At 48.5% G+C, this 13,115-nt stretch carries 10 protein-coding genes; all 10 read left to right on the forward strand.

The genetic code is table 11. The annotated features are described in order from the left end of the window. The first annotated feature begins 384 nt into the window (after positions 1-384). The 10 genes from tssB to OGY83_RS19645 all read left to right on the forward strand — a co-directional run bounded on the left by tssB (position 385) and on the right by OGY83_RS19645 (position 13,105). Positions 385-882 (forward strand): type VI secretion system contractile sheath small subunit, encoded by a 498-nt coding sequence (gene tssB / locus OGY83_RS19600; protein WP_286636695.1) that lies wholly within the window; start codon positions 385-387, stop codon positions 880-882. A gap of 65 nt (positions 883-947) precedes the next feature. Further along, the gene (tssC, locus tag OGY83_RS19605) at positions 948-2,477 is read left to right on the forward strand and encodes a type VI secretion system contractile sheath large subunit (RefSeq protein ID WP_194211388.1); all 1,530 of its coding nucleotides are present in this window, start codon (positions 948-950) and stop codon (positions 2,475-2,477) included. Between the two features lie 23 nt (positions 2,478-2,500). After that, entirely contained in the window at positions 2,501-3,838 is a 1,338-nt protein-coding gene (gene tssK, locus OGY83_RS19610; protein ID WP_286636696.1) for a type VI secretion system baseplate subunit TssK, read from the forward strand. Between the two features lie 5 nt (positions 3,839-3,843). Further along, positions 3,844-4,485: a type VI secretion system protein TssL, short form gene (tssL, locus tag OGY83_RS19615; protein ID WP_286636698.1), complete on the forward strand. Its 642-nt coding sequence runs from the start codon at positions 3,844-3,846 to the stop codon at positions 4,483-4,485. 3 nt (positions 4,486-4,488) lie between these two features. Further along, positions 4,489-6,153 (forward strand): OmpA family protein, encoded by a 1,665-nt coding sequence (locus tag OGY83_RS19620; protein WP_286636699.1) that lies wholly within the window; start codon positions 4,489-4,491, stop codon positions 6,151-6,153. 16 nt (positions 6,154-6,169) lie between these two features. Continuing rightward, positions 6,170-6,661 (forward strand): type VI secretion system tube protein TssD, encoded by a 492-nt coding sequence (gene tssD / locus OGY83_RS19625; protein ID WP_003024437.1) that lies wholly within the window; start codon positions 6,170-6,172, stop codon positions 6,659-6,661. A 161-nt stretch (positions 6,662-6,822) separates the two neighbouring features. Further along, positions 6,823-9,447 (forward strand): type VI secretion system ATPase TssH, encoded by a 2,625-nt coding sequence (tssH, locus tag OGY83_RS19630; RefSeq protein WP_286636701.1) that lies wholly within the window; start codon positions 6,823-6,825, stop codon positions 9,445-9,447. Continuing rightward, positions 9,440-10,132 carry a hypothetical protein gene (locus OGY83_RS19635; RefSeq protein WP_286636769.1) on the forward strand — a complete coding sequence of 231 codons (693 nt, stop codon included), beginning with the start codon at positions 9,440-9,442 and terminating at the stop codon, positions 10,130-10,132. Before tssH ends, OGY83_RS19635 begins: the two co-directional genes overlap by 8 nt. A gap of 6 nt (positions 10,133-10,138) precedes the next feature. Next, positions 10,139-10,540, forward strand: coding sequence for a hypothetical protein (locus OGY83_RS19640; protein ID WP_286636702.1), 402 nt, complete (start codon positions 10,139-10,141; stop codon positions 10,538-10,540). 54 nt (positions 10,541-10,594) lie between these two features. After that, on the forward strand, positions 10,595-13,105 hold the full coding sequence (locus tag OGY83_RS19645; protein ID WP_286636703.1) for a type VI secretion system Vgr family protein: 2,511 nt from the start codon (positions 10,595-10,597) through the stop codon (positions 13,103-13,105). Positions 13,106-13,115: the final 10 nt, after the last annotated feature.

Raw genomic sequence — 13,115 nt, forward strand, 5'->3', positions numbered from 1 at the left:
ATATTTAAATAAGTATCTATATTTATATAACTGACAGAAATCATTCTCATGGTAAATGACATTTAATGATTAATGCATTCATTAAGTGAATGCATTAATCATTAAATGGTTACTTTTGTTTGTATTAGATAAATATCTTCTTGATTGTCATTTTAAATATAAAAATATAATGTGTTATTCGATTAATTAATGACATTGATCATGTTTTTATCTATGGAATATATCGGATTGCATTAGCGTGATAATTATAATAGTTAATTGTCATTAACAGCCATTGTTGACTGCCTGCAGAAATGACGTTGTAAGAAACATGTTGAGCGATTGGAACGTGCTCCGTTAGGAAATGCAAAATACCGGCAGGAGTCGCCGGTCTGAGAGGGACGTATGGGTGACAGTTTTCAGAATGAAGTGCCAACGGCACGCGTTAATATTAAGTTAGATTTACACACCGGAGGCGTTCAAAAGAAAGTTGAATTGCCTTTGAAACTACTGACTGTCGGTGATTTCAGTAATGGCAGAGAGCAGCGCCCATTATCTGAGCGCGAAAAGATAGATATTAATAAAAATAATTTTAATGATGTATTGGCCAAGTTTTCACCAATGGTTAATTTGAGTGTTAAAAATACGTTAGCTGATGATGACAGAAAGGACGATATTAACCTTACCTTTAAGAATATCCGCGATTTTGAACCTGAGCAGGTCGCACGAAATATCCCACAATTACGTGTTCTGTTGGCTATGCGTAACTTACTACGTGACCTGAAATATAACTTACTCGATAACGCTGCTTTTCGTCGCGAGCTGGAAACAATCCTTAAGGATCCAGCCCTGAGTCAGGAATTGCGTAATGAGCTGGCAACTATGATGCCAGAAGAGATTTAACGCTCTACAGGGTTTCCTCCGCTAAATCGGCAGGAATAGTAAAGGAACATAAAAGGAATATGTTGATGTCTGTTCAGGAACATACCTCTTCAGCCGCGACCACCACGACCAGTGAACGCAGTGTTTATCAGTCCCTCTTTGAAAAAATTAATCTTTCCCCCGTCGCGTCATTAAAAAATGTAGATGCGTGGCAGAGTGATGAAGCGCTTTCTGATGCTGCTCCGGCTGAGCGTGTGACCGCTGCTATTCAGGTTCTGGTCTCATGTCTGGCGGATGCCGCACAACCCGTAGAACGCCTGGATAAAACGTTACTCGATGAGCAGATTGCTCGTTTGGATAAGCAGATTAGCGATCAGGTTAATGAAGTTATGCATCATGCTGAGTTTCAAAAACAAGAATCGCTCTGGCGTGGTTTGCATTCAATGATCTCTGGCATTGATTTTCGCCGAAATGTCCGTGTCGAAATGATGGATGTCAGTAAGGATGCGCTGCGTGATGATTTTGACGACGCGCCGGAACTTATTCAGAGTGGGTTATATCGTCATGTTTATATTGAAGAATATGACCAGCCTGGTGGCGAACCTATTGCGGCAATGATTTCGGCGTACGAATTTGATAACAGCCCGCAGGATATCGCGCTGCTGCGCAATATTTCTGGCGTATCGGCAGCCTGCCATATGCCGTTTATTGGTTCCGTTGGGCCGAAATTCTTCCTGAAAGAAAATATGGAAGAGGTCGCAGCCATAAAAGATATCAATGATTATTTCGAACGTGCTGAATACATCAAATGGAAAGCATTTCGTGATAGTGATGATTCACGCTATATCGGATTAACTATGCCGCGTGTACTGGGGCGTTTGCCGTACGGCCCTGATACCATTCCTGTGCGCAGCTTTAACTATGTCGAAGAAGTTAAGGGCCCGGATCACGAAAAATATCTGTGGACCAGCGCATCTTTCTCTTTCGCTGTGAATATGGTGAAAAGTTTTATCAAGAATGGTTGGTGCGTTCAGATCCGTGGACCACAGGCAGGTGGCGCGGTAAAAGATTTGCCTATCCATTTGTACGATCTGGGGACGGGTAATCAGGTGAAAATCCCGTCTGAAGTGATGATCCCTGAAACTCGTGAATTTGAATTCGCCAACCTCGGTTTTATTCCGCTTTCTTATTATAAGAATCGTGATTACGCCTGCTTCTTCTCTGCTAACTCGGCACAAAAACCTGCGCAGTTTGATACCCCGGAAGCAACAGCTAACAGCCGGATTAACTCACGTTTGCCGTATATCTTCCTGCTTTCTCGTATTGCTCATTACCTGAAAATCTTGCAGCGAGAAAACATTGGTACGACCAAAGATCGCCGCCTGCTTGAGCTTGAACTAAACAACTGGTTACGCAGTCTGGTAACCGAAATGACCGATCCTGGCGATGATTTGCAGGCTTCACACCCGCTTCGTGATGGGCGTGTTGTGGTGGAGGACATTGAGGATAACCCTGGTTTCTTCCGTGTGCGCCTGTACGCGATCCCGCATTTCCAGGTTGAAGGTATGGATGTCAGCTTGTCGTTAGTTTCACAGATGCCTAAGTCGAAATCTTAACGGCGTAATGCACAGGAGGTGCGATGAAGATCTATCGTCCGTTATGGAGCGAGGGGGCTTTTCTGGCTCCCCAACAGTTTCAGCAACAGACACGTTGGGATGCTTACGTTGCTGACGTTGTTGCTCACATGTCACTTTCATCACCGTGGGGAGTCATCAGCGCGGAGTTTGATGAAAGTGCGCTAACGGTTTCCCGTTTGAATCCCGTTAATCTGGTTGTGCGCTTTCCTGACGGTACGTTAGTGGACACAGGTATTTCAGATAACCTGCCTCCAGCGTGTGATTTATCGCATCTTACTGGCTACAGCAGCGTTGATATCGTGCTGGCATTGCCGCTACTTTCAGCTAATGGCGGTAATCTTTCATCAGGCAATGGTGTCAGCCGTCCGTGTCGTTGGCAGCAGGAATGGCTGCCGGTTCAGGATCTCTCCGGTCAGGAACGGACTGATATGGCAGTGCTGCGGCATGCTATCACCCTCCGGTATGCCCATGACGATAACAGCGCTTACCTGACTTGTCCGATAGCTTGCCTTATTCGTAATGCTCAGGGGCAGTGGGAACTGGGACGTGATTTTTTACCCCCATCGCTTTCACTCTCAGCTAGCCCCTTATTAATCAATTCGCTCAGTGATTTGGTGCATCGTATCCAGGCTCGTTGTCGCCGCCTGATGGCCTTGCGCCGAGAAAGCAACGAACGAATGGCGGATTTTGCAGTAGCAGATGTTTCGTTGTTTTGGCTGCTGAATGCGCTTAATAGCTCGGAGCCTGTTCTGAAAGAAATGCTGCAAAACCCAGGCCGTCACCCCGAACTTTTGTGGCGTGAGCTGGCGCGGTTAGCGGGCAGCCTGCTGACCTTCTCGTTAGAGAACGATGTCAGCGTTGTACCTCCATATCAGCATGCAAATCCGCAGCAGGTATTCCCGCCGCTGTTTGCACTGCTGGTGGAACTGCTGGAAGCTAGCCTGCCATCTCGTGTTGTCGCTATTGAACTGACGCAGGAGCGACAGTTCTGGTATGGCGCTCTGTCGGATGCCCGACTGCGTGAAGATGCTGATTTTTACCTGTCCGTTCGCTCGTGTCTTCCTGCACATGTCCTCCTGGCGCAATTTCCACAGCTCTGTAAAGCAGGCAGTCGGGCGGATGTGTCAGATGTCGTCAATGTGGCACTCAGCGGTATTCCATTAAAACCGTTGACGCATGTACCCGCAGCCATCCCGTTACGACTTGAAAATCAATACTTTGCTCTTGAGATTGATCATCCAGCAGCCCAGGCCATGTTGGACGCTGGTAATTGCGCTTTCTATGTGCCGGGAACGCTGGGAGAGATTCAACTTGAGCTGTTTGCAGTATTAAGGGATTGAAATAAATGAATAAGGATATTGATCAGGTTTTCTGGCCAACCTGGCTTGCTGTCAGCCAGCTACGTGACGGGGCAGAAGTCGACGACGGAGCTGTTCTCTATCGTCGGGCCAGCCAATGGGTTGAATCCGCGCGTGAGGCATTGCGTGATATGGGATACAGCGAACACAGCGTTGAACATATGCTTTACACACAATGTGCGTTATTGGATGAGAGCGTGTTGAACCGCAACCGGCAGGATAGCGGTTATATCACCTGGCTTGCGACACCCTTACAGGCTCGTTATTTCAATACCACCAACGCAGGGGAAGAGCTTTGGGAACGCATCCGGTCTGTACTGCGTGAGCCCGTTCCTGATACCGCCGTAATAACCTGCTTTTATCGCGCAATCACGCTCGGTTTTGTGGGGCGCTATCGTGAGCAAGGTGACGAACGTCGTGAAGATGTTCTTGAGGCGCTGGCGACTCAGGCAAAGCCTTTTAAGTTAAAGCACGATGCGCCTGTAATCATGCAGGCGTCCGGTTTCTCTGGCGGTAAGCGTCGTTGGTGGCAGGCATGGATTGTCGGCGCGGTGGCGTTGGGGGCTTTATGGTTAACATTTTCTCATGTCTTACAAGGGCTGGTTGCTCAGCTTATTGGGCAGAGTTAAGACATGGCTCAGTTGCGAGGGATCGTTAACTATGTGCTGGCAGCTGTGCTGGCTTTGTTGCTGGTTTGGGGATTCAGTCCGTTAAGTGCGGGTGTCCGGGGCGGCCTGACCGTCTTTATTTTACTGTTTTCTATTCCAGGGATCGTTTATGGCTGGCGTCAATATGGCCAGTTGAGATCAGCGCGTTCCGATCATGAAGTTCCGCTGCCTCCGGAGAATTTCAGTGGGCCAGTTGTTCTGGTGTGTGGCGATAATGCCCCCTTGTTTGCCGGACGCAGCGGTTCTTGCGAGAGCTCGCAGGGCTGGTATTTATCTGTCCAGTCCCCGGAGCATTACATTGCTCTGGTTCGTCAGATAGCTGCTCAGCGTCCAGGGCTTCTTATGCGCGTCTCCGTAATGCTGGCATTAACTCCGGAACGGCATACTGATGAAGATGCGCTTAAGCACATACTGCTCAGTTGGCGGCGTGTGGTGACCCAGAGTCGGCGTTGGTTATCAGGTGTACCGCCGTTTTGGTTGTGCTGTTGGTTGAATTCTCCTCAATGCAATGAGGCTGTACGCTGGTTTATTCGAACCCCTCAGGATGCAGAAGTACAGTCGGCTACGGGATTAGACGACTTTGCTCCTTTCTCTTCGCAAGAGAGTCCAGCCCGCCATTTTCATCTTACACATGCGGTGTGGTTAGATAATTTACTGGGCTGGCTGAAGAAGGTACAAGGCGATACTGAACACCATGCTCTGCCTGTTTTCTTTGCATTACGGGTTGTATGTTTCACCTCATCAGCGGTCTGCGAAAATAACCTCTGGCAACGGCATATCATTGCTCAAACAACGCTTTCCTCTGCGTCGTCAGCAGCGCCCCCACTACTGCCTTTTCCAGATTTAGCGTTGCCATTCTTATCCCGCCGTCGGGCGCTGACAGCATTTCAACGGACGGTGGGCGTAAGTGGTCTGCTATGCGGCATTTTCATCGGAATGGCGATGGCATGCAGCTTTATCAATAACCAACATCTCATCAGGATCACAAACGATCACCTGACGCTATACCGCCAACTTAGCGGTAATCCTGCCGAGCCAAAGATTCAGGCCCAGGATCAACTTCGTCGTGATGCGCAACTGCTTGATCGCTGGTATCAGCGTGGCGAACCCCTTTCTCTTTCAATGGGATTGTATCAGGGGATGAGATTGATTCCCCCTTTGCAGGTTGCCATAAGTGACTGGTGGTCACCCGAAAAACCGAAAGCGACTGCCCCGCAAACTGTACGTCTCGACAGCATGTCGCTGTTTGATACGGGTAAGTGGGCGCTAAAAGCGGGTTCAACAAAAGTACTCATTGGGGCTTTGGTCAATATCAAAGCCAAACCCGGGTGGCTGATAGTTATCGCCGGACATACCGATGATGTGGGTGACGATAAATCTAATCAGCTGCTCTCTCTCAAACGTGCGGAATCTGTTCGTGACTGGATGCGAGATACCGGTGATGTCGCGGAGAGCTGTTTTGCCGTACAGGGCTACGGCGAATTACGCCCCTACAAAAACAACGATACGCCGGAGGGGCGGGCTGCCAACCGCCGTGTAGAGATCAGTCTGGTGCCGCAGGCAGATGCCTGTCGGGTGCCGGGCATGAAGGAACCGTCACCGCAAGGTGGTGACGCATTAGCGAAGTAAAAATGGAGAAAGAGTTATGGCAATTCCAGTCTACCTTTGGCTGAAAGATGATGGCGGCGCGGATATTAAAGGTTCTGTTGACGTAAAAGACCGTGTAGGCAGTATCGAAGTGGTGGCTCAGGAACATAACCTGTACATCCCTACCGATAACAATACCGGTAAGTTGACCGGCACTCGCATCCATACCCCGTTCCTTTTCACTAAGGAAATCGATGCCTCCAGCCCGTATCTGTACAAGGCTGTAACCACTGGTCAGACCCTGCGCCAGGCAGAGTTCAAATGGTATCGCATCAATGACGCGGGTCAGGAAGTGGAATACTTCAACACCACTTTGCACAACGTGAAAGTGGTGAAAGTAAACCCTGTGATGTACGACATCAAAGATCCCGCTAAAGAGAAGCATAACCACCTGGAACAAATTGAACTGCGCTACGAGAAGATCGTCTGGACGTATAAGGATGGCAACATTATCCATTCTGACGCCTGGAACGAGCGTACTACCGCGTAATGCACTAACGGATGAGGATTTCCTCATCCGTTTTTTTATGCCTTCTGCTGAGCGTCCGGGGCGGAGGTTAAGCAGAGAGTATCAACATCACTATTACCTTATGGGCATTGGATTACGGCTACGGGCGGTAGCGTGCCTGAATACAGGGAGTCAGGAAGCAAATGGAACACCATTCAGCAGTGCTATTACGACGTCTAAACCCCTATTGTGCTCAGGCGCTTGAAGCAGCGGCATCGTTTTGTCAGACGCGCGCGCATGCAGAAATTACTCCCGAACACTGGTTACTGAAGTTGTTGGAGCAGGGTGAAGGCGATATTACTGTCATTGCTCGTCGTTATGAATGGGATATCGATAATCTTTGGCAGTCGCTGCTGGTACATCTGGATGTTCAGCCTCGTTCCGTGAAAAGCCGTCCGCAGTTGTCTGATGCGCTCCTCTCTTTAATCCAACAAGCGTGGTTGTGCGCTGCAACGGATGAAAATTCGCAGATACGTGGTGTGCATCTGCTGATGGCACTGGTAGGAAAACCTTCGCTACTGAAGTGTGACGGTCTGTGGCCGCTTCTGAGCGCCGGACATACTCAACTGGAACGGCTCCTGCCGCTATTAAATTCCCAGTCGGATGAACGTCCTGAAAGACAGCAAGAAGCCGCTCTGGTGAAGGTTTCCCCTAATGATGAACCGCGTCCGGACCAGGCCCAGTCGACGTTGTCGCCAGCATTACAAGGCGTGCTCGATAAATTTACGCTAGACGTGACCGCGAAAGCGCGTACCGGCGATATCGACCCGGTATTTGGTCGCGATAATGAAATTCGACAAATGGTGGATGTGCTGTCCCGTCGGCGAAAAAACAACCCCATTCTTGTCGGGGAACCCGGCGTCGGCAAGACCGCTCTGGTGGAAGGACTGGCATTGCGTATTGCTGAAGGTAACGTGCCGGATAGCCTGAAATCAGTAACATTACGCATGCTGGATCTTGGGCTGTTACAGGCAGGCGCAGGGGTGAAAGGTGAGTTTGAGCAGCGGTTGAAAAATATCATTGATGCCGTTCAACAATCGCCAACGCCTGTTCTGCTTTTTATCGATGAAGCACACACCATCATTGGGGCCGGTAATCAGGCGGGAGGTGCTGACGCAGCCAATTTGCTAAAACCCGCTCTGGCCAGAGGTGAATTACGAACTATCGCGGCGACCACATGGAGCGAATATAAACAGTATTTTGAGCGTGATGCTGCGCTGGAGCGGCGTTTTCAGATGGTTAAAGTGGATGAGCCGGATGATGACACTGCCTGCTTAATGCTGCGTGGTCTGAAGTCACGCTATGCAGAACACCATGGCGTTCACATCACCGACGAAGCGGTTAGAACCGCTGTTACGCTCTCTCGTCGCTATCTTACCGGGCGACAATTACCTGACAAAGCCGTTGACCTGCTGGACACCGCAGGTGCAAGAGTGCGGATGAGTCTTGACACTGTTCCTGAAACCCTCACGCGTTTGAAGTCAGAGATCACCGCACTTGAAATAGAAAAACAGGCACTACTTGAAGATATCTCCGTAGGAAATGGTCAGCATGGTGAAAGGCTGTCCAGCATTGAACAGCGTGAAAATCTTCTGCTTGTCGAGTTGGATGAACGCGAAACTCAGTATGGTCAGGAATTAGCGTTCATAGAGCAACTGCTGGCCAGCCGCCGTGATATTTCTCGTCAGGCGGAAACGGTTGAATTGCAGCAGCAGCTTAGTGTGCTTCAGCAGGGCCATCCGCTACTGTTTCCGGATGTAGACGCGCGCACCGTGGCTACGGTGATTGCCGACTGGACCGGTGTACCTTTGTCTTCATTAATGAAGGACTCCCAGACAGACTTACTGACGCTTGAAACCCAGATGGGAAACCGGGTTGTCGGCCAGGATTACGCGCTGAATACTATCGCACAGCGGTTGCGGGCATCAAAAACAGGACTTACGCCGGAAAACGGCCCACAGGGTGTGTTTTTGCTTACCGGGCCGAGTGGAACCGGTAAAACGGAGACGGCGCTGGCCCTGGCTGACATTCTGTTTGGCGGTGAAAAATCGCTGATCACAATTAATTTGTCTGAATATCAGGAGCCGCACACCGTGAGCCAGCTAAAGGGCTCACCTCCGGGATACGTGGGTTATGGTCAGGGAGGGATCCTGACCGAAGCGGTGCGAAAACGCCCCTATAGCGTGGTACTGTTGGATGAAGTAGAAAAAGCGCATCGCGACGTCATGAACCTGTTTTACCAGGTATTTGACCGTGGTTTCATGCGTGACGGCGAAGGTCGTGAAATTGATTTTCGCAACACTGTTATTTTGATGACCTCCAATCTTGGCGGCGACGCAGTGATGCAACTGCTGGAAGAACAGCCGGAAGCCACCGAGTCTGAGCTGCACGAACTGCTGCGCCCACTTTTGCGCGACCATTTTCAGCCGGCGCTACTGGCCCGCTTCCAGACGATTATCTACCATCCGCTCAGTGAACCGGCGTTACGTACGATTGTACAAATGAAACTGGATCAGGTTAGCCAGCGATTACTGCGTCATTACGGCATCACCACAACGATATCCGAGAACCTTTTTGATGCCCTGACCGCCGCTTGCCTGCTACCGGATAAGGGGGCAAGGAATATTGATAGTCTACTCAACCAACAAATTTTACCTGTGCTTAGCCAGCAGTTGTTAACGTATCTTTCCCAGCAGCAAAAACCTCAGCAACTCACTTTAAGTTGGAGTGATGAAGAGGGAATAATGCTGGAGTTTAATGATGAGTAAACGTAACGATATTATTGAACCTTCCGAGTGGACATTGGATTGTAAAACAGGGCTTGTTTACAGCGAAATATTAGGATGGATAGATATAGGCCATGCACAGGGAAGTGATATTAAAAACCTACTGTCAGATATAAAACAAGGTGAATCAAGCCGTGATGGTTACTATGAAGTCACCTATAGCCAAAAGATGTTTGTATATCATCGCCAGTTTGGTACAGGAAAGTTTGTTAAGTGGCGTATCAAACAAGGTTTATCTACATGTGAGAAAAACAGCATTGCGTTAGCCATGATGATGATGACGGCGCGCTTGTTTGAAAGTTTGCAATCTAATTGGTGTTTTAGTTGGTATACCGACAGTGGATTTAGCGGTGAGGATCTTACCTCCGATCTTTTAGGCTTCTACCGGGCAATCCTTCCTTCAGACTACCAGTCAAGACTGAGGCTTGTCAGTAAAGAGCAGGCCCTGAGTAGATGGGATTTTTATGGGCCGATAGGTAATTATAATAATAAAGGATTTTTACCATTATTGTTTCCAGACCCCCTGGATAACTGTGCTGTGCATCAACCCTATAAGGGGGGCTTACCTTCGTTTATGACATGGGTGCAACCGTGGAGTGATTTCACTTCTGGTCGGGTAGAAATTATCACCGGGGATGGCGGTTATTATTCATTTTTGTCGAGGTGAATGGTAATGAGTTACTATAAAATAATACTGGTGACGATTGTTTTGATTTTCTTGTCACCGCTGTTAATACCCTGGCCAGATAAATTAGAATATCGGGAAAGCGATCTTTTTGACTACTATTTCTACACTGATGTTGATATCAAACAGACTCCAAGGATATCAAATAATTATCGCTTTGAATATATTTCTCCTGATGGAAGTACACGGGAAACAAATCTTATTGTTTTTTACGGTGGTGATGTGGGAGTTATTCGTGATTATCTAACAGGTCTTGGTTTTCATCTTTATGATTATAGTGATAATGGAAGAGAAGAACTTTGGATATCAAATGATAATCGTCGATTTACTTTTTCCATTGTCATTAACAAGAAAAAAAATTTGATCACTTTAATAAAAATAATGCGTTGACGGTGATTTTTCGTTCTGGAAATGGCTCTTTATAAAATTACAGGGGTTAAATATATGGGAGTGGATGAATCACTTGGCGGTGGGGTATCATTTATATCTGAAAATACGCTGAATCGTTATCAATTGTATATCCCTTCATGCAAGTCTGTACTGGATGTTATTAGCTTTAATGGTACCGAGGAAATGAGTTCGCTGTACCGATACGTAGTACATTTTTCCAGCCAGGATAAGGACATTGCGGCCGAGTCGATACTTAGAAAATCAACGACATTGATCATGGGAATGGGGAAGTTAAGTGAGTTAACTGCCCGAAAAATGGTACATGGTATTGTGACATCTTTCCATCGTATCAGTGGTTCAAAAGACCAGGCAACCTATCAGTTAATCATTGAACCCTTTGTCGCGTTGCTGAAAAACCAATTTCGCACACACCGATTCTTTATTAATATGTCAGTTCCGGAAGTTGTTACTCAAATTTTACAGGAACATGGTTTAAAAGACTGGGAATACAATTTTGATTTGGTAATGGAATATCCAAAAAGAGAGCAAATTAATCAATATCAGGAAAGCGATCTGGTTTTTATTGAACGCCTGCTCTCTGAAGTTGGAATTTTCTTCTTCTTCAGACTTCAGCCTGATGCTGGCACTGAGGTGATCTATTTTGCTGACAAACAAAGCGCATGGGAGTTTGGCAAAACATTACCGCTGAATAGTCCCTCCGGAATGAATGACAATGGCATCGACTCAGTCTGGGATATTCAGTTCCAACAGTCTGCGGTGCAGGCATCGGTTACTGCCGGGGACTATAACCATCGCCAGGCTCAGAAAATATTATTTTCTGCACAAGCCGATATGACTTACGGTGAATGTGACGAGGTGACTTACGGGGATGTTTACCACTATCGCCCACGCCATCTTGAAACGGGTGATAAGGTTTCGCCGGCGCCTGAGACAGGGAATTTTTGGGCGCGTCTGGAACATGAGCGTTATCTCTCCTCACAAGCGACAATCTCTGGATTATCAACCGATGTAAGCCTCAGCCCGGCTCAGGTCCTGAATATTACGGAATCCACACCTGTCCCAACGCTTCCTGTCAGTGTGCGTAACAGCTTGCTGGTTACGGCGGTTTCATTCAGCGCAAGCCGAAAGGAAGCGTTACAGGTGGTGTTGATGGCAACCATTTACAGTGAAACGCGCTGTTGGAGACCCCCACTCAAACCGCGACCAGTAATTAGCGGTACGCTAATGGCACGTGTTTCAAGCCCGAAAAAGAATGATGAATATGCTCATTTAAATCAGAGCGGGCTTTATTGGGTTAAGTTTGATGCGGACCGCGATGCTAAACAACAGGGCTACGAAAGTATGCCTGTACGCCTTGCCAAACCCTACGGCGGCGACACTTACGGTATTCACTTCCCGCTGATACAGGGCACAGAAGTGGCGGTGGCGTTCCATGAAGGTGACCCGGACCGACCCTATATCGCGCATGCGCTGCATGACTCCCGGCATCCTGACCACGTGACACAGGCAAACCATACCCGTAACGTCATCCGCACGCCCGCGAACAACAAGCTGCGCATGGAAGACAAACGGGGTGAGGAACACGTCAAGCTCAGTACCGAGTATGGCGGGAAGACGCAGCTTAATCTGGGGCATAACGTGGATGCGGGGCGTACGCTGCGGGGAGAGGGGGCCGAGCTGCGCACAGACGACTGGGTGGCGTTACGCGGCGGTAAAGGGGTTTTTATCACTTCGGACAGGCAGAGTGAAGCTTCGGACAGGATGCTGGAGATGAAAAATGCTGCCGCGCAAATGGTTCAGGCGCTTTCTGTGAGTGATGCCCTGGCGAATGCTGCCGATATCGCACAGGCCTGGCCGGCAGATTCAGAAACAGCAAAGGCACTGAATACAGCGTTAAATAATCTTACTCAGCCAGGGATTGTGCTCAATGCACCGGAGCACATCAGCATCAGTAGTCCGAAGTCGGTGCGTCTGTCGTCCGGGAGTGAAAGCGTGGGGCTGGTCGCGGGTGGTAATACTGATATCAGCGTGATGAAGAAATTTACTGCCGTGGCCGGGGAAGCCATCAGTCTGCTGGCCCTGAAGCTGGGTATACGTTTATTTGCTGCAAAGGGGAAGGTTGAAATCCAGGCCCAGGATGACGGGATAGATACCGTGGCGAAAAAGGACATTACCGTCACCAGCGTGGAGGGCAAAGTGGTTGTGACGGCAGCCGACGAGCTGGTGCTGAACTGTGGCGGAGCCTATATCAAACTCAGCGGCGGAAATGTGGAGATAGGCTGTCCGAAAAATATTCTGCTCAAATCTATCAGCGTGCAGAAAATGAGTATGACGGATTTTCGTATACCACCGATCGAGTTGCCTAAAGGGTTCGAAGAGCGTTTTACGGTGAGAGATAAAAAGAGTGGTGAGATTGTTCCGTTTGCCCGTTACCGGATAACCACTGAAAAAGGTCAGATATTTGAAGGGCGAACGGATACAGAAGGGAAAACGGCCAGTGTTTATACCGCATTGCCTGAATCACTGAAAGTAGAACTACTGTAAACCATGGAAG

The organism is Citrobacter sp. Cpo090 (assembly GCF_030332665.1).
GTDB classification, from domain to species: Bacteria; Pseudomonadota; Gammaproteobacteria; order Enterobacterales; family Enterobacteriaceae; genus Citrobacter; species Citrobacter portucalensis.